Origin of the sequence: Kutzneria sp. 744 (assembly GCF_000568255.1) — a bacterium.
GTDB lineage: Bacteria > Actinomycetota > Actinomycetes > Mycobacteriales > Pseudonocardiaceae > Kutzneria.
Window position 1 is genome coordinate 10,578,272 of record NZ_KK037166.1, and the last position, 18,079, is coordinate 10,596,350.

13 protein-coding genes and 3 pseudogenes are annotated in these 18,079 nt (G+C 68.7%); 9 read left to right on the forward strand and 7 right to left on the reverse strand.

Going from position 1 to position 18,079, the window contains the following annotated elements:
- Positions 1 to 740: pseudogene (locus KUTG_RS47985) on the forward strand (AMP-binding protein); the annotation flags it as partial.
- Between the two features lie 61 nt (positions 741 to 801).
- On the opposite strand, the gene KUTG_RS64820 reads toward KUTG_RS47985, so the two are convergent.
- From KUTG_RS64820 to KUTG_RS48000, 3 genes and pseudogenes are all read right to left on the reverse strand, one after another.
- Positions 802 to 1,125 (reverse strand): transposase, encoded by a 324-nt coding sequence (locus KUTG_RS64820; protein WP_232241340.1) that lies wholly within the window; start codon positions 1,123 to 1,125, stop codon positions 802 to 804.
- Between the two features lie 73 nt (positions 1,126 to 1,198).
- Positions 1,199 to 1,453: pseudogene (locus tag KUTG_RS66850) on the reverse strand (transposase); the annotation flags it as partial.
- Between the two features lie 155 nt (positions 1,454 to 1,608).
- A complete protein-coding gene (locus KUTG_RS48000; protein WP_043726627.1) occupies positions 1,609 to 3,549 on the reverse strand; it encodes an ABC transporter ATP-binding protein in 1,941 nt (646 codons plus the stop codon).
- Positions 3,550 to 3,761: 212 nt separating this feature from the next.
- Here KUTG_RS48000 and KUTG_RS48005 point away from each other — a divergent pair, with 212 nt between their 5' ends.
- The 4 genes from KUTG_RS48005 to KUTG_RS48020 all read left to right on the forward strand — a co-directional run bounded on the left by KUTG_RS48005 (position 3,762) and on the right by KUTG_RS48020 (position 11,895).
- Positions 3,762 to 6,551, forward strand: coding sequence for a GH92 family glycosyl hydrolase (locus tag KUTG_RS48005; protein WP_084580713.1), 2,790 nt, complete (start codon positions 3,762 to 3,764; stop codon positions 6,549 to 6,551).
- Positions 6,463 to 7,317 (forward strand): beta-propeller fold lactonase family protein, encoded by an 855-nt coding sequence (locus tag KUTG_RS59985; protein WP_157495323.1) that lies wholly within the window; start codon positions 6,463 to 6,465, stop codon positions 7,315 to 7,317. Before KUTG_RS48005 ends, KUTG_RS59985 begins: the two co-directional genes overlap by 89 nt.
- Before the next feature lie 15 nt (positions 7,318 to 7,332).
- Complete coding sequence (locus tag KUTG_RS48015; RefSeq protein ID WP_043726629.1) at positions 7,333 to 8,646, forward strand: glycoside hydrolase 5 family protein; 1,314 nt, start codon at positions 7,333 to 7,335, stop codon at positions 8,644 to 8,646.
- A 129-nt stretch (positions 8,647 to 8,775) separates the two neighbouring features.
- Positions 8,776 to 11,895: a TIM-barrel domain-containing protein gene (locus KUTG_RS48020; RefSeq protein WP_043726631.1), complete on the forward strand. Its 3,120-nt coding sequence runs from the start codon at positions 8,776 to 8,778 to the stop codon at positions 11,893 to 11,895.
- Positions 11,896 to 12,091: 196 nt separating this feature from the next.
- Here KUTG_RS48020 and KUTG_RS48025 read toward each other — a convergent pair whose 3' ends face one another.
- The 4 genes from KUTG_RS48025 to KUTG_RS48040 all read right to left on the reverse strand — a co-directional run bounded on the left by KUTG_RS48025 (position 12,092) and on the right by KUTG_RS48040 (position 14,267).
- Complete coding sequence (locus KUTG_RS48025) at positions 12,092 to 12,517, reverse strand: hypothetical protein (protein ID WP_043724751.1); 426 nt, start codon at positions 12,515 to 12,517, stop codon at positions 12,092 to 12,094.
- A gap of 69 nt (positions 12,518 to 12,586) precedes the next feature.
- Entirely contained in the window at positions 12,587 to 13,027 is a 441-nt protein-coding gene (locus KUTG_RS48030) for a hypothetical protein (protein ID WP_043726633.1), read from the reverse strand.
- Positions 13,028 to 13,762: 735 nt separating this feature from the next.
- Entirely contained in the window at positions 13,763 to 14,086 is a 324-nt protein-coding gene (locus tag KUTG_RS48035; RefSeq protein WP_157495324.1) for a hypothetical protein, read from the reverse strand.
- 22 nt (positions 14,087 to 14,108) lie between these two features.
- Positions 14,109 to 14,267, reverse strand: a complete 159-nt coding sequence (locus KUTG_RS48040; RefSeq protein WP_157495325.1) for a hypothetical protein — start codon at positions 14,265 to 14,267, stop codon at positions 14,109 to 14,111.
- A gap of 484 nt (positions 14,268 to 14,751) precedes the next feature.
- Between KUTG_RS48040 and KUTG_RS48045 the strand changes: the two genes are divergently transcribed.
- The 4 genes and pseudogenes from KUTG_RS48045 to KUTG_RS65785 all read left to right on the forward strand — a co-directional run bounded on the left by KUTG_RS48045 (position 14,752) and on the right by KUTG_RS65785 (position 17,972).
- Entirely contained in the window at positions 14,752 to 15,582 is an 831-nt protein-coding gene (locus KUTG_RS48045) for a transposase family protein (RefSeq protein ID WP_052396312.1), read from the forward strand.
- 20 nt (positions 15,583 to 15,602) lie between these two features.
- A complete protein-coding gene (locus tag KUTG_RS48050) occupies positions 15,603 to 16,355 on the forward strand; it encodes a class I SAM-dependent methyltransferase (RefSeq protein ID WP_043726637.1) in 753 nt (250 codons plus the stop codon).
- Positions 16,356 to 17,360: 1,005 nt separating this feature from the next.
- Positions 17,361 to 17,564: pseudogene (locus KUTG_RS64825) on the forward strand (cold-shock protein); the annotation flags it as partial.
- A gap of 30 nt (positions 17,565 to 17,594) precedes the next feature.
- Positions 17,595 to 17,972 (forward strand): cold-shock protein, encoded by a 378-nt coding sequence (locus KUTG_RS65785; RefSeq protein WP_304413690.1) that lies wholly within the window; start codon positions 17,595 to 17,597, stop codon positions 17,970 to 17,972.
- Positions 17,973 to 18,079 lie beyond the last annotated feature (107 nt).

Here is an 18,079-nt window from a genome sequence, read left to right on the forward strand (position 1 = left end):
CCGAGCACTTCGTGCCCGCCGGGTTCCGGCCGGAGGCGATGCTCGTGGTGTACGGGTTGGCTGAGGCGACGCTGGCCGTGACGTTCCCCGAGTTGGGCACGCGGCCAGTCGTCGACTGGGTTGATCGGGCGGCGCTCACCGGCGACCGGCGTGCCAGGCCGGTCGCCGCCGGTGCCCCCGGCGCGCGCGGCGTTGTCGCGCTCGGCAGCCCGGTGAAGGGACTCGATGTGCGCATCGCCGATCCGGACGACTGCCGACCGCTCGGCGAGCGGAGCCTCGGCGAGGTGCAGGTGCGTGGGCGCTCGGTGACCACGGGCTATCTCGGCGCGACCGTGCAACCCTTCTCCGCCGACGGCTGGCTGCGCACCGGGGACCTGGGCTACTTTGCCGGCGGGCAACTGTACGTGACCGGTCGCAGCAAGGAGATGCTGATCGTCCGGGGCGGCAACTTCTATCCCGAGGACATCGAAGCTGCGGCGCGCACCGATCCCGGCGTGCACCGCAGACGTTGTGTCGCCTTCGTCAGCGACGACGATGGTGACGGGATCATTGTGCTCGTCGCGGAGTCCCTAGTGGACTCCGGGGTGGAGCGGGACGAGCTGACCGGCCGGCTGCGCGAGCGGGTCAAGGCCGTCACCGGCCTCGACCGGCTGCGGGTTGTGCTGGTCGGTCCGCACGCCATTCCACGTACCAGCAGCGGAAAACTCCAGCGGATCGCGTCGCGGACCGCGTTCACCTGACGCCGGGAGAACTGTGCATACTTTTGAGGTTTCAAGCAATACGAGCGCAATCACTGGCAGCTCAAGGACATCGACTTCGGCACGGGTGCGCGCCGATCTCGTTGCGCTTGACGACTTCGATGTCGATGCCCCGCAGTGCGCCGTGGATGGCCAGGTCGTGGGTGAACCCGGCATCCACCCACGCCCGGGTCACCGTCGGGGTGTGCTCGACGACCTTGTCCAGCAACCGGACGCCGATCACGTTGTCGGTGACCGACGCCGCGGTCACGACCACCGCGATGATCACCCCCGAGCGCGTCCACGGCCGGGTCTTCTTGCCGGCGTCCTTGCCGGTCGTGGCGGCCGGGACATGGTTCGCGGCGCGGATCGACTGGGTGTCCAGCACGATCGGGCTCGGGTCCTCGCCCCCGCCCGGCCTGCTCGCGGACCTGACAGCGCAGCAGATCGTGGATGGCCTGGTCGGTGCCGTCGTCACGCCATAACGCGAAGTAGTAGTACGTCGCCGACTTCGGCGGCAGGTCGTGCGGTAGATACGCCCACTGACACCCGGTCCGGTTCTGGTAGAAGATCGCGTTCACGATCTCCCGCAGCTCGTAGCGGCCCTGATGCCCCGACACCGACGGATGCCGCACCTTCCACGCGTCCAGGAACGGGCCGACCAACGCCCACTGCTGGTCAGAGAGATCGCTGGGATACGCCTTGCGTTCGCCCATGGCCAGCCTCTACGCGGCCGAGAACCGGACGGCCTCATCACCAGCCCGAACACCACGCCATCGTGTGACGACGAACTACAAGAAACTCACAAACCGCCCTCTAAGAGCTGTCTCGTAACCCGGTGACGGGTGTCTCCGGGTGATCGCATGTGGGATTACGCGCTCAGGTGGCGGCCGTCGACCGTGTCCTGGTAGCCGGCCGCCTGCGTCCGGTACAGGTCGTGGTAGCGGCTGCCCGGGCCGAGGGCCATCAGCTCGTCGTGGGTGCCCTGGGCGATGATCCGGCCGCCGTCGAAGACGTAGATCCGGTCGCACATCCGTACCGACGCCATCCGGTGCGTGATCAGCACGCAGGTGGTTCGCTCGTCCAACTCGGCCAGCGTGCGGTAGATGCGGCCCTCGGCAATCGCGTCCAGGCTCGCGGTCGGCTCGTCGGCGATGAGTAGATCGGCCTTGCGGTAGAGGGCGCGAGCGATGGCGACCCGCTGCTGCTGTCCGCCGGACAGCCGGGTGCCGCGGACGAATTGCTTGGACAGCATGGTTTCCCAGCCGTAGGGGACCGCGGCGGCGACGTCGTCGGCGCCGGCCGAGATAGCGGCCGCCAGCAGCGCCGCGTCGCCGGGATCCTCACGGTCCGGGCGGCCGAGGCGGATGTTGGCGGCCAGGCTGACCGGCCAGTGGATCGAGTCCTGCATGACGATCGCGACGCCGGTGTGCACCGAGTCCGGGTCGACCTGGGCGAGGTCCATGCCGTCGCGGGTGACCCGGCCGCCGGTGGGCTCGTAGAGGCCGGCGAGCAGCTTGGCGGCGGTGGTCTTGCCGGAGCCGTTGAGGCCGGCGAAGGCGACCTTCTCGCCGCACCGGAGGGTGAAGCTGACCTCGTGCAGCACGGGGTCGGCCGAGCCGGGGTAGGTGAAGCTCACCTGGTGGAAGGCGTAGCTGTGCGGCCGACTCGGGGCGAGCACGGGACGCGGCGGCCGGACCCGCGCGGCGCAGTCGCGCAGGAACGCCCGGAACGCGTTGACGTACAAGGATTCCTCATACAGGCGGTTCACCGCGAGCACGACGTCGGCCAGCCGGGCCCGACCGGTCTGGATCGCGATCAGGGCGCTGCCGGCCACCGGCAGCGGCACTCGGCCGGTCACGACGAACATCGCCAGCATCGCGTAGGCGATCGCGAGCCCGGTGCCGCCGGCGGCCCGTCCGACCAGCCGGTTGCGCGCCTGGCGGCCGGCGAGCGCGAGCTCCTCCTCCTGGAGGATGTCGCCGAAGGCGGAGATGTCCTTCTGCAGCACCGGTTGCGCTTGGTAGGCGCGGATCTCGGGCGCGGCGATCTCGTTGTCGGCGAGGCGTTCGATCAGCCAGCGCCGGCGGCGGATGGGGGACAGGCGGCGCATCATGTCGTACAGGGCGCGGGAGTTGGTCAGCGCCGCCCACGAATCGGGGATCACCGAGATGATCAGCGGCGGCAGCAGCAGCGGGTCGAGCAGCGCCAGGGTCGCGGCGGTGGCGGCCAGGCCGGTCAGCGAGCCGACGGCGGTGACCATCCGGGACCACGCGCCGTCGACGTGCATGCTCGTCGACTGGGAGGCCAGTTCGCGGGCGTTGTACCAGTCGGGGTTGTCGTACGCCGACAGCGGCACCGTCACCGAGACGCGGAACACCTCTTCCTCGCACGTGCGGCGCATCAGCACGCCGATCACCTCGGTGCCGTACTGGCTGATGGCATCGGCCGACCGCTGCACCGCGAGCGCCGCCACCACAACGAGGATCGCCGGCAGCGCGGCGAGAAACCGTTGCGGCGTGGGTCCTTCGGTCACCAGCTGGCGCAGTACCGACGCCGTCGAATACAGGCCGAATCCCGATGCCACGCCCGCGGCGGCCGTGGTCGTCACGACGAGCACCACCAGCGCCGGCCGCCGCGCCCATGCCAGGCCGACGAGGTAGCGGGCGGTGTCTGGCAGCCGCAATGCCATCCGCCACAACGAGGTGTTCCGGGCCTGCTCCTCGAAATCCGCCGATCGCCACGGGGGAGTGACCAGTTCGTTCTCCGTGCCGGCAAAAGGATCGCCCTTACGCGCGCGTCGTCCCGCCACATGCCCTCCCCTTGTGCGCCGGTGAAGCCTTCATAGCGAACCGCGGGCGGATCGAACAGGCGTTCGCCGGGATGTCACCGGGATAGGTCATCGCCTCCGTCTCCGAGTCCCGGAAATCAGGGGCCCGCAGACCCGACTATCGGACCTTGCCCGTTGTCGCGGCGTACGGGCAGAATCCCGCACGCCTTGCACCTGTGACGGGAGCGACAACGATGTCAAGACGTCGGCTGGGACTTGCTGCCGGCCTGGTGCTGGCCATGCTGCTCACCGCGACCCCGGCGCTGGCGGCGCCGCTGGTGGCCGATCCCGCAGCGTTGGTGGATCCATTCGTCGGGACCGGCAGCGGCGGCGCGGTGGTGGGTGACGTCGACACCTTCCCGGGCGCCTCGACGCCGTTCGGGATGACGCAGTTCAGCCCGGACACGACGAGCCGGCCGGCGGGCGGCGGGTACTCGTCGGCCGACAACCAGATCACCGGGCTGAGCCTGACCCATCTGTCCGGCGCGGGCTGCGCTGTGGCGGGCGATATCCCGTTCCTACCGCTGGTGGGGGCAATACCGAGCTCGCCGGACGGTGCCAGCGCGCCGTTCAGCCACGCCACCGAGCAGGCGAGCCCCGGCAGCTACGCCGTGACGCTGGGGCAGGTCCGCACGGAGCTGACGGCGACGGATCGCACGGGGCTGGCGCGGCTCACCTACCCGCGGACGGCGCAGGCCCAGCTGCTGGTGAAGGTGGCCAACAGCCAGAACGGTTCGGCCAACGCCACCTTCCACACCATCGGCGACCGCCAGATCGCCGGCTCGGTCAGCAGCGGCCACTTCTGCGGCCAGCCGAATTCGTACACGGTGTACTTCGCCGCCAAGTTCGACCGCGCCTTCACGTCGTCGGGCACCTGGGGCGGTGGCACGGCCGACGCGGTGTCGGCGCACGCCCGCCAGGTGCCGGTGCCCAAGCAGTCGCACACCACCCAGGGCAGCGGCGTGGTGGCCGGCGGTTATCTCACCTTCGACACCACGGCCGTCCCGGTGATCGGCATGCAGGTGGCGATCTCGTACGTCAGCGAGGACGGTGCACGGGCCAACCTCAGGGCCGAGGATGCCGGATTCGCCTTCGACCGCACGGCGAAGGCCGCCCGCGGCGCGTGGAACGACCAACTCGGCAAGATCCAGGCGCGCGGCGGAACGCCGGCCGAGCAGCGCACCTTCTACACAGCGCTCTACCACTCCTTGTTGCACCCCAGCCTGTTCAGCGATGCTGACGGCAGGTACCCCGGCTTCGACGGCAAGCTGCACGCCGTTCCACGCGGCCATGCCCAGTACACGGACTTCTCCGGCTGGGACGTCTACCGCTCGCAGATCCCGCTGATCGCGCTGCTGGATCCCATGCAGGCCAGCGACATGGCGACGTCGCTGCTCAACGCCGGCGACCAGATGGGCTGGCTGCCGAAATGGCCGGTCGCCAATGGGGAATCCGGTGTCATGAACGGGGATCCGGCCGATGCGATCCTTGCCGGGGCGTGGGCGTTCGGCGCGCACGGCTTCGACGCGCGGCACGCCGTCGACGAGATGGTGCACGGCGCCAAGGGCAGCGGCGCTCCCGGACAGGGTTGGTACATGGAACGCCCGTCCAACGCGGGATACCTGGCAAAGGGCTACGTGCCGAACATGCAGGCGGACTCGATCTCGCCGGTGCCCAACGGCGCGTCGGAGACGCTCGAGTACGCGCTCGGCGACTTTGCCGTCTCGCGGCTCGCGGGCGCCGTCGGCCGTGACGACATCGCCGGCGCGTTCACCAAGAGCTCGCAGAACTGGGCCAACCTGTTCGACGCCGCCACCGGCTATATTCGGCCCCGCGACGGTGACGGGGCCTTCCCGCCCGGCGATCCGCTGGCCATGGGCGGCGGGTTCGGCCAGACCGGGTTCCAGGAGGGCAACGCCGCTCAGTACACCTGGATGGTGCCGCAGAACCTGGCCGCGCTGATCGCCGGCATGGGTGGCCGGGATGCCGCCCGCGCGCGGCTGGACCAGTTCTTCGGGCAGCTCAACGCCGGCCCGAACCAACCGAACGAGTGGGCCGGCAACGAGCCCAACCTGGATACCCCCTGGGTGTATGACAGCGTGGGTGCGCCCTGGCAGACGCAGACGACCGTGCGCGCGATCATGGCGCAGCTGTACGGGCCGACGCCCGGCGGCGAGCCGGGCAACGACGACCTCGGCGCGCTGTCGTCCTGGTACGTGTGGGCGGCGATGGGGATCTACCCGCAGACGCCGGGCGTGCCGATGCTGGTGCTGGGCACGCCGCTGTTCGACCACGTCACCGTGACGGCCGGCAACGGGCGTCGCATCGAGATCACCGCGCCGGGGGCGGGCGACGGCAACCCGTACGTGCGGAGCCTGCGGGTCGACGGCCGTCCGAGCACGCACACGTGGCTGATGCTCGCCGACCACCCGGGCACGACCCGGCTCGACTTCACCGTTGGCGCGCAACCGAACCGCGGCTGGGGAACCGGCGCGACCGACGCGCCGCCGTCGTTCGGCAGCGGGCCCGTCACCTTCCCGCCGACCACCCGAGCGCAGGTGCGCACCGATCCGGCGCAGATCCGTCTCGCGCCCGGCACCAACGCCACGGTGAACGTCCTCGTGGACAACTCCCTCGGCAGCCAGCCGGCCACCGTGACGTGGACGGCGTCGTCGCCGAACAGCGGCATCACCTTCGGGCCGCCGACCGGCACCGCGACGGTGGCGGCCGGGGCGAGCACATCAACGCCGCTGACCGTGAGCGCGAGTCCGCAGGCCACCGCCGGCTTCTACGCCGTCACCATCGCGGCGAAGGCCAGCAACGGCGCGGTGATCGCCAAGAGCCAGATCCTGGTCACGTTGGCCAGCCCCGGGCCAGACCATCCCCACCGCCTACGTGTCGAACTACTCCGACAACACCGTCACGCCGGTGGACCGCGCCAACGGCACCGCCGGCCCGGTGATCCCGGTCGGCAGCGGCCCTGACGGCGTCGTGGTCACGCCGAACGGCGCGGAGGTCTACGTCGCCAACAACAACAGCAACACCGTGTCGGTGATCTCCACCGCGGACAACAAGGTGATCGCCACGATCCCAGTCGGCTCGGTGGCCGCCGACCCGGCGGTGACGCCGGACGGCACGACCGTGTGGGTCAGCAACTTCGGCGACGGCACGGTGCAGCCCATCGACGTTGCGACGCACACCGCGGGCACGCCGATCAAGGTCGGCGCCAACCCCGAACGGTTGGCGATGTCCCCGGACGGCAAGGACCTCTGGGTCGCCAACCAGGGCTCAGGCACCGCCAGCGAGATCGACACCGCCAGCCGCGCCGTGGTGCGCCAGGTCGCCGTCGGAGCGCAGCCGTTCGGTGTCGCGGTCGGTGCCCACGGCACGGCGTACATCGGGAATGCCGGCGGCAACTCGGTGTCGGTCATCGACGCGACCGGCGTCGCCGCCACCATCGCGCTGGGCAGCTCGCCGGCCGGGATCTCGCTGTCGCCGGACGGCAGCCGGCTCTACGTGACGGCGGCCAGCGGCGGTGTGCTGCCGGTCAACACCGCCACCAACGCCGTCGGTCCGCTGATCGCCACCGGCGCCGGGCCGTATGCCGCGGCGTTCACCTCCGACGGGGCGACGGCGTGGATCGTCGACTCGGGTTCCAACGACGTCCGGCCGATCACCGTCGCCACCGGCGCCGTCGGCCCCGCCGTGACGGTCGGCACCGTGCCGGACGGTATCGCGCTCACCCCGTGAGAAGGGACAGCCAGCATGTCCGAGCTCGCCCGCCGTCAGTTCCTCGGCGCCGCAACACTGTTGGGCGCCAGCGCCGCCGTGCCCGCGGTGGCCGAGGCCGCGCCGGACAGCCGATCCCGGAGGGTGCGGTTCGGGCTGAACTACACACCCAGTAAGAACTGGTGGTACTGCTGGTCGGACTGGGACGCGCAGTCGATCCGGGCCGACCTGGCCGACATCAGGGCGCTGGGCATGGACCACATCCGGATCATGGGTCTGTGGCCCGAACTCCAGCCGAACGCCACCTTCGTCCGCCCGGAGATGGTGAACCGGGTGCGCGAGCTGCTCGACCTGGCCGGTGAGCGGCACCTGGACGTCGAGGTGACGGTGCTCAACGGCGCGGTCAGCGGATTCCTGTTCGTGCCGCCGTGGATGATCAACAACGGCACCGGCAAGGTGGCGAACTTCTTCACCGACCAGGACACGCTCGCCGCCACCCAGCGGCTGTTCGCCGCGCTGGGCAGGGGAATCGGCCGGCACCCGCGGTTCCTCGGCTTCGACCTGTCCAACGAGATCTACTGGTTCGCGCAGCCGCTCGGCATCGACGTCGCGCCGGCCGTCGGCGACGGCTGGCTGCGCACCATGTTCGCGGACGCCGAGGCGGCCGCCCCCGGCCGGCTGCACGTCGCCGGCATCGACCACTTCCCGTGGCTCAACGACGACTACTTCAGCCGGGACGCGCTCGGCAGCACGGGTTCGGTCAGCGCCAACCACACCTGGGCCGGCTGGGTCGACATCTTCAGCACCTACGGGCCGATGTCCACGCCGTCGCTGCACTACTCGGAGTACTTCATCGAGCTGATCAAGGCGTTCCACACCGATCCGCGCCGGCAGGTGTGGATCGAGGAGACCGGCATCTCGTCGGTGTGGATGGACCCCGAGCTCATTCCGCGGTGGACGGAGCAGTCGATCCGGAACATGGTCAGCTGCGAGGACCTGTGGGGCGTGACCTGGTGGTGCTCGCACGAGGTCAACCGCGGGCTGACCGGCTTCAACCCGCTCGAGTACGACCTCGGCGTCTACACCAACGACCGCCGGCTCAAGCCGATCGGCGCGACCATCGCCGACCTGGTCCGGGAGTACGACCGCAACCCGCCCAAGCCCATCCACCGGTCGGCGGCGCTGGTGCTGCCGGACGGCATGGTGCCGTCGATCCCGTTCTTCGAGCCCTTCATGCGCCTGATCGACAAGGGTGTGCGGCCCGCCGTGGTGAAGGCGAGCCGCGCCACCGACAAGGCCTATCTGGAGGCGCGGGGCATCGACAAGCTGATCCAGCTCGACGAGGTGTGATCGATCGGGCGAACCGGGCACACGGCGGCGCCGCGCCGGAGTTGTCACTGCGCCGGTGGTGTGAACCCGCTGGCGTCAATCGTACCGGCCGGTAGCCTGGGCGGCCGTCAACGAGGATTGGACGGTCCGATGAGCCGACGACTCCGGTGGGCCGTCATGCCCGTCGCCTTGGCGTCAGCCGCGGTCTTCGCGCCCGCGCTCGTGCCCACGGCGGCCGCCGCGACCAGCGTCGTGACCGACGGGAACGCGCGGTTCACGGTCGAGTCGCCGACCCTGATCCGGGTCGAGTACGCCGGCGACAGTGGCTTCGAGGACCGTCCGACCTTCACCGCGGTCAACCGCTCGATGCCGACGCCGGCGTACACGACGTCGGTGTCGGGCGGCTATCGGATCATCCAGACCGCCTCGGTGACGCTGCGGTACCGGGAGAACTCGGGACCGTTCACGCCGGCCAACCTCAGCGTCGACCTGACGGCCGGATCGCAGGCCGCCACGGCGCATCCCAGCTTCCCGGGCACCTGCTCGTACGGCTCGGGCTGCGAGGCTGAGGGGCTCACACTCGGCGGCAGCGCCGCCATTGCCACCGACCACAGCGGATACACCGGCAGCGGCTTCGTGGCCGGCTTCACCGGGGCGGGCGCGAAGATCGGCTGGCAGGAGTCCGCGCCGCCGTCGGCCGGGCAGTACGCCGTGCAGATCCGCTACGCCAACGCGACCGGCGGCGACGGTAAGAGCGTTACCCGCACCGTCAGTCTGACCACCGGCAGCGGCACGCAGCAGGTGAGCCTGCCCGTCACAGCCAACTGGGACACGTGGGCAGTCGCGACCGCCACCGTGAGCCTGCCCGCCGGCGGTGCGCCGATGTCGATCTCCTGTGGCAGCGGCGATTCCTGCAACGTGAACGTCGATTCCGTTGCGGTGACGCCGATCGGCGCCGCGTATCCGACGCCGGTGTCCACTCCGGACAACAATCTCGGCGGTTATCGGCGTGGCCTGGACGGTCAGAGCGGCCCGGCGGCGATGGCCGACGGCCTGCTCTCCCGCGACGGCTGGTATCTGTTGGACGACACGGGTTCCTCGATCCTCAACGCCGACGGCACGCTCACGCCGCGGCCGTCGCACAGCGTGCTGCCGTACCAGGACGGCTACTTCTTCGGCTACGGCCACAACTACAAGCAGGGCCTCAAGGATCTGCACGACCTGACCGGCCCGTCGCCGCTGCTGCCCCGCGAGGCCTTCGGCGTCTGGTACAGCCGGTACTACCCGTACACCGCGTCCGACTACGAGAACACGCTGATTCCGGCGTTCCGGGCCAACCGGACGCCGATCGACAGCCTGGTCGCCGACACCGACTGGAAGTCGCCCAACGCCTGGGACGGCTGGGAGTTCAACCCGAGTTTGTTCCCCGATCCCAAGGGATTCTTCAGCTGGGCGACGTCGCAGGACCTGGTGACGTCCTTCAACATCCACCCGAGCATCGCGCCGAGCGACCCCCAGTACGCGGCGACGCTCGCGACGGCCGGCACGCTGGCCGACAGCAGCTGCTACAGCATCGGCGCCTGCAAGATCTTCAACTTCCTGGATCCGGCGCAGCTCAAGGCGTACATCAATCTGCACAGCACGTTGGAGCAGCAGGGGCAGCCGGTGTGGTGGTTGGACCAGTCCAACGGAGAGGGTGGCACGCCCACCAACGCCGGGGTGACGCCCGACAGCTGGATCAACGCGCAGTACAAGGCGCACGCGGACGTGATCGGCAGCCGCGGGTACGTTCTGGGCCGGATCGGCGGCAACGGCAACGACTACTCGGTGTTCACGCCGTCGCCCTACGGCGCGTGGGCCGAACACCGCTCGGCCGTGCACTTCACCGGCGACACCACGCCGACGTGGGCGATGCTTGCCTTCGAGTCGCAGTTCACCGCCCGCGAGGGTAGCGGCATCGGTGAACCCTATGTGTCCCATGACATCGGCGGCTTCTATCAGAACTCCGCGAACGCCTCCAACGGGCACGATGACGAGGACCTGTACGCCCGCTGGGTGCAGCTGGCCACGTTCCAGCCGATCCTGCGTCTGCACTCCGACCACGGCGATCGGATGCCGTGGAACTACAGTGCTGGCACGGCCGCCGCGACCGAGAAGTTCCTGCGGCTGCGGGAATCCCTGGTGCCGTACACGTACACACTGGCCCGGCAGGCCGTCGACACCGGTGTACCGATCGTGCGCGGCCTGTACCTGAACTACCCCGAGTACAACGAGGCGTACAGCTATGCGGGGGAGTACACCTACGGCGACGACGTGCTGGTCGCCCCGGTCACCACCCCCGGCACGGGCTCGGTGAGTTCCACCGTATGGTTCCCGCCGGGCACGTGGACCGACTACTTCACCGGCCGCACGTACACGGGACCGGGCACCGCGCAGGTCGCCACCACGTTGGACACCATGCCGGTGTTCCTGCGCTCCGGCGGGATCATGACCACTCGCACCGACTACGTCGACTCCGCCAACCAGAGCCCGATGACCCAGGTCAGCGTGGACGTCGCGGCCGGCGGCGACGGGTCGTTCTCCCTCTACGAGGACGCCGGCCAGGGCAACGGATACCAGTCCGGACAGTCGGCGACGACCGCGATCAGCTACGCGGAAGCGTCGCACACCGTGACCATCGGCGCGCGGCAGGGCACGTATCCGGGGGCGGTGGCGAACCGGACCTGGACCGTCAAGATCCACAACCTGTACGCCGCCCCGTCGAAGGTCACCGTCAACGGCACTGCCGCGTCCGTGAGCTACGACGCCGGCACCCGCACCGCCACCGTACAGACCGGGTCGCTGGCGACGTCGTCGGCGGTGACCGTCACCTACACGCCTGCCGCACCCACCGGCCCCATCACCTCCGCGCTGGCGGGCAAATGCGTGGACGTCAACAATGCCAGCACCGCCAACGGGACCGCCGTGCAGCTGTGGGATTGCAACGGCACCAACGCTCAGCAGTGGACCGTCGGCACCGACGGCACGCTTCAGGCGCTCGGCAAGTGCTTGGACGTCAACAACGCCGGCACCGCCAACGGCACCACGGTGCAGTTGTGGGACTGCAACGGAACCGGGGCCCAGCAATGGCAGCAGGGGGCCAACACCTCCTTGGTCAACCCGGAGTCCGGGCGGTGCCTCGACGACCCCAATGCCGCCACCACCAATGGGACACAGCTACAGATCTACGACTGCAACGCGACCAATGTCCAGCGGTGGACCGTGCCCTGACGGGCCGAGCGCGGCGGCTGGCGAAACGGCGACCGCGTTACGCCCCCGGGTGTCGATATGCCGCGCAGCCCTGTCCAGGCATCTCGCGCGAATGCGATCGCGGAACGCTGGGTGGGCAGCATCCGCCCCTGACAATCGCCGGGACGACGGGAGGTGGCCGTTTCCCACCCCGCGCGGGAAACGGCCGTTCAGCCGATCAGCTGACGTTCGGGCACTCGTCGTCGGCCGGCAGGTTGCCGTACTTGCCGCCGACCAGGTACGCGGCGCTGACCCACAGGGGCTTGCTGTCATCCGGGCTGATCCGCACCCAGATGTAATTGATGACGCCGTTCACCGTGACGCTGTCGCCGACCGTCCAGCAGTAGCCGTTGACGAGAATGCCGGGCTTCAGCACGCCGGCGAGCCGGCAGGCGGTGGACGGGCACTTCTCGCGTTCTTCGTCGTCGTGCCAGGCCAGCACCTTCGTGTATTCCACGGTGCCATGCGGTGCTGCCTTGCCGGCCGCGGCTCTGGCCGGGGCGGTCGCGGCGGCGGCCGGGGTGGCCGCGGTCGCGGTGGCCACCCCTCCCAGCAGCATCGCGAACACCAGGCCGAGGGCGGCGGTGATCCGGACGATCGTCATGGGAGTCCTTCCTCGTGGTTGTCGATCACCAGGCATGACGACCAACAAGGCAAGACAGTTGCCGAAGGGTCACGCTGGTTGATCCCAGCAACCTGTTGGCGCGCGACACGTCCGAGGGGCCATGGGCCGGACTAACAGAGCAGTGCTCGTCTTCGTGATGGTGGCGATGTGACCGCGTCGTTGGATTGAGCTGTTTGAGATGTAATTGATGACGCCGTTCACCGTGACGCTGTCGCCGACCGTCCAGCAGTAGCCGTTGACGAGAATGCCGGGCTTCAGCACGCCGGCGAGCCGGCAGGCGGTGGACGGGCACTTCTCGCGTTCTTCGTCGTCGTGCCAGGCCAGCACCTTCGTGTATTCCACGGTGCCATGCGGTGCTGCCTTGCCGGCCGCGGCTCTGGCCGGGGCGGTCGCGGCGGCGGCCGGGGTGGCCGCGGTCGCGGTGGCCACCCCTCCCAGCAGCATCGCGAACACCAGGCCGAGGGCGGCGGTGATCCGGACGATCGTCATGGGAGTCCTTCCTCGTGGTTGTCGATCACCAGGCATGACGACCAACAAGGCAAGACAGTTGCCGAAGGGTCACGCTGGTTGATCCCAGCAACCTGTTGGCGCGCGACACGTCCGAGGGGCCATGGGCCGGACTAACAGAGCAGTGCTCGTCTTCGTGATGGTGGCGATGTGACCGCGTCGTTGGATTGAGCTGTTTGGGTGGTGAACACTGTTCACCACCAGATCGTCACCACCTGGTTCCCGGCTGGACAGTGCAGCGGCTGGATGGGGTCCGCCCTCCTGGGTGGGATTGCGGGTAGTGGGGCTGGCTTGTACCCATACCGGATCACGACACCGGGGACGCAGCGGCCCAGTCACTGTGACAGCACTCGACACGACCGCCCTCGACCAATCCGCGCGGGATCCGGTCTCGTGGCGGAAAGCTCCACCAGCACCGGGCTCGCGACACGGCACCCGCACCGAGTGGGGCAATAATGCCGCCCCACGCCGGAACAGATCGACGCCGAACACCAGATGGTCACCGGCCAGATCTACCGCGGAGGCACCAAGCGCGACAGCAAGGACTTCTTTGCAGGAGCCACAAATTCACAGTGCGCGGCTCCTGGCAGCCCAACACCGTCGCCCCCGGTCGGGACCCGCGCGACTCCTTGACCAGCGCGAGCGACGCTCACCCGGGCTGAGGTTCAGACCGGCGAGCCGCAGACCGGCTGCCTTGTGGGGGACGCGCGCTCGGAATTAGCCGTCGAAGCCGTATTCGGTGAGATCCACGCGGAGCGCCACGGTAGGCGCACTCCAGCGCTCCACCAGGACGCCCAGCAGGTCCCACTGCTCAGTCGGCGTCATCCCGCGAACAGCCGCCGTCGCCCCGCGAAACCCGCACTCCTGCCAGGCTTCGGCCAGCTGCGGAAACTGCGCGGCGACGTCGGTGTTCAGCAGGGGCCGTAAGCGGGATGCCCCCTGCGACCGCGCGACGCTTCTGGTCAGCTTCGCGGCAGCGGCTTCGCACGCAGCGAGCAGGTGGACGATGTGGATCGGCGCGTCCCGGTCGTCCTCCAGCAACACCCGACCCTGCGCACGGAGATCACCCTCGATGCCGGATTGCGGCGTACAGGAGTCGCGCCAGCGGCGCCGGGTCGACGGGCCGGTAGCCGCCTTCGTCGTCGGAAAACTCCGACGCACTGACCCACAGCAAGTCGCCGAGAATCCCGGGCACGCCAGGGGTGCGTTCAAAGTCGGCCATGGCGTGGATGGTGGCAGCGCGCATGCCATGGTCGCAGCGCCCGTCTCGGTGGTGGCGCGGGGCCGTCCAGGTGATGCCCCGATGAGTCGCCCCTCGACGACGCCATCATCGGACTCGGCATGGTTCATTTTAGTGCGCACGGCGATCCGGCGGAGCGTTACTACGGTGGGCCTGTACGCCGGAGCGCGAGTTAACGTGTAGCTGATCCTTACTTGCACCAGCTAGTCTCACGGCTCGGACCATCGAGGACACATACCCCCGAGCTCGGATCCGCAGATCTCCGCCCAGTACGCGATCAAGTGGTGGCGGCGATCCTGACCAACAACAGGACGCCCACAAGAGGGGAAAGGACGCTTAATGAGCTGATCTCACCGATATCAGGCTGACGGGCATGCGGAACGGGCCTGACCTGCGTGAAGACGGGCGTGGAGTCCTTGGTAGAAGAACGCTCGCCAAAGACGCTCCACGCAACCAAGGACCCCACGTGATTGCCTATCGTGCCATCCTCGACGTGCCCCGTGCACTCGCCCAGCACCTCGGCCGACTCCTGTACACACAGCGGCGTGAACGCGGCACTCCGCGCCGCAGCAGAGCCCTGACCTGCTTCGGACAGGCGGTGTTCGCGCTGCGCTGGTTCCGCGAGGGCCGCGACGTCCCCGCGCTCGCACGCGACCACGGCATCTCCCGCGCCACCGGCTACCGCTACCTGGCCGAGGCGATCGACGTGCTGGCCACGCAGGCACCGGACCTGCACGATGTGCTCCGCAAGGCCCAACAGGACGGGGTGACGCACCTGATCCTGGACGGCAAGCTGTTCGCCACCGACCGGCTGAGCGAGCAGACCACCAGCGTCAAGGGCGAGCAGATCGACGCCTGGTACTCCGGCAAGCACCGTGAACCCGGCGGCAACGTCCAAGCCCTGATGGAACCTGACGGCTTCCCGCTGTGGGTCAGCGAGGTCGAGCCAGGCTCCACCCACGACATCACCGCGGCCCGCGCCCACGTGCTCGGCGCCTTGTACTGGGCCGCATCCCAACTCAACCTGCCCACGCTGGCCGACAGCGGCTACGACGGCGCCGGGATCGGCGTGCTCACCCCGGTCAAACAACCCGGCAACGGACGGGCCCTTGACGTGGACACGCGTGCCTACAACGCGCTGCTCCGCGGTCTGCGGTGCCTGGGAGAGCGCGGGTTCGCACTGCTGACCGGCCGCTGGCGATCGTTGCGCCACATCACCGCCAGCCCTCGCCGGATCGGAGACATCGTCAAAGCCGCACTCGTGCTCACCCATTTCGAACACGGCCGGCTCACATGACATCCGTTGAGATCAACTCAATGAGTGAAGCGTTCTACTCGCACGCGAGGCTGTACGACCTGATGTTCCCAGGCGGCGAGCCTGCAGTCGACTTCTACAGGACCAGTGCCGATCGGCAGGGCGGGCGCGTACTGGAACTCGGGTGCGGCACCGGACACAAGCTGATCCCCATCGCGTCCGCCGGGCATCCGTGCGTCGGCCTGGATTTCTCGCCGGACATGCTGGCTGAAGCTCAGCGTAAGGCGAACGAGCGCGGTGTGGCGGTGGAGTGGATGCAAGGCGACATGCGGGCCTTCGACCTGGGCCGCACGTTCGACTTCGTGTTCATCGCAGCCAATTCTCTCCTGCATCTGCATGAGGCTGAGGACCTGGTGAGCTGCTTCCGGTCGGTTCGACAACACCTGGCGCCCGGAGCTCGGTTTGTCTTCGATGTCTTCAACCCGAGCGTGCGCCTGCTTGCCGAAGCCGATGGCGTGCGGCGCACCCGGGAGTCCTTGGCGTTCATGGATCCCGACCGTGGCAACGTCAGCGTCGATGTCGCTGAGATCTACGATGCGCATGCGCAAGTCACACGCGGGACGTGGCACCTGTCGGCTGAATCTGATCCCGACTTCGTCATCGCACCGCTCGAGATCAGGAGCATCTTCCCGCAGGAACTGCCGCTGCTCGTCTCGCTCGGCGGCCTTCGGCTCGTCGAGCGCTTCGGGGACTGGTCCGGTCGGCCATTTGCCGGGGATACGCCGCTTCAACTCTGTATCTGCGAGTCCGCGTGATTGACCTGAGCTGCCTCAGGTTAGTGCGCGCCTGCGCGGTGGATGCTCTGCGGCCTCGCCTGGACTGCGGAAGGACGCAGTCACGGCGTCAAGGTCGACCACGCTGGCATCCGTCATGACCGTCCCTCCGTCGGTCGAGAGTAGTTGCTGGCCAGACAAACAGAGTCGCAGCGGGAAGCTGAGTTGCAATGGTGCCACGCAGTAGGCGATGGAAACACCACTCGGATAACCCAATCGCAGGCGTACCAACTGCTCGCTTGTCTCAACCAGATGGCGGATCCGCCACTGATCCGCCATCTGGAGTGAGAATCCGCCGTCGAATTTGAGACGCTACAAGCCGCTGTAGGGTCTCTCCGCTCGGGACATGTCGATCTTGCGCGACCTGGGCGTTCTCCGTTGTCTCACAGCGATATCATCATGATCAATCTCAAACTCTTGACATTTCCTCGGCTGGTGAGCACGACAGCTGCGGTGAGCTGGCAGCATCGGCCAGTCCCGCCGCCTGCCCGATCGTCCTCATCGCGGCATGAGAGTGCGTTGCGGGCTGGCCACTTCAGGTAAAAATTCTTTCGGTCACTAGCGTGCGGCGCGTTCATGGATACAAGCGGGCAGCTTGGAGCGATGATGCTGGTGTGTCGCGCCGCGGGGACCGGCGAGGCCAGTTTTGCCAGCTGGCCGTTGGCGCCCAGTGCCCTGTCGATCGCTGCCGCGATCTCCGGGCTGGGCACGCTGCGGTCGTGTTCGAGATTTGCTGAGATACCCCCGGCTCAGGTTCGACTCTTCGCACAGTTTCGCCAGGGACTTGTTCTGCGCATCGCGCAGTGTGCGCATGCGCTGCCCGAACGTCTGCCCATTCGCAGCCGCAGCCGCGTGGGGTTGAGCCCGTCGCGCACGGGCGGCGGACGCGGCGGCACGCCGGTCACGGTAGCGGCACACGGTAGCGCAGCGGGGATCCGGCGCCTGGGACACTGGACCCCCGACCACCCGCGAGACCAGGAGTGCACTGTGCAGCAGGGAACCGTCCGCTGGTACGACCTCGAGCGCGGCTTCGGCTTCCTCGCCCCCGACGACGGCAGCGCCGACATCTTCGTGCACGTCTCGCAGGTGCAGGGCGAGGGCGCGGCCCGGGCGCTGCGCGAGGGCCAGACGGTGGAGTTCGAGCCCGGTGAGGGACCCCGCGGTCCGCAGGCGCTGCACGTCGCCGTCACCGGGGACGTCGCGCCCGACGCGACCCTGGGCGTGCTCGCCACCGTCTCCTGGTACGAGCCGGCCAAGGGCTACGGGTTCGCCGCGCCGGACGGCGGGGGTGCGGAGGTGTTCGTGCACTCCTCCGCCATCGTCACCGGGGGCGTCCTCGCGGCCGGGCAGCGGGTGGCCTTCGTCGTCACCGCCGGAGAGAAGGGGCCGCAGGCCCAGCACCTAGTGCCGCTGAGCTTCGACGCCGGGGTCCGCAGAGCCCCCCTGGTCGCGCCCGGCGACGGCGCCGACGGCTCCGTCCTGTGGTTCGACGAGGAGAAGTCGTTTCGGCTTCGTGGGCCGCCGACGACGGGTCGGGTGACGTCTTTCCTGCGCGTCGCAATGGATCGTATGTACCGTAGACGCATCACCCCTGCCTAGAATAGCGATGGATCGTTCAGACGTCGAGGATTCCGCGTCGGCCTCAGACGTATTTTTTGGGCCTGGATATAGTCACGAAAGTAATTAACACGGGTTCAGCATCCGAA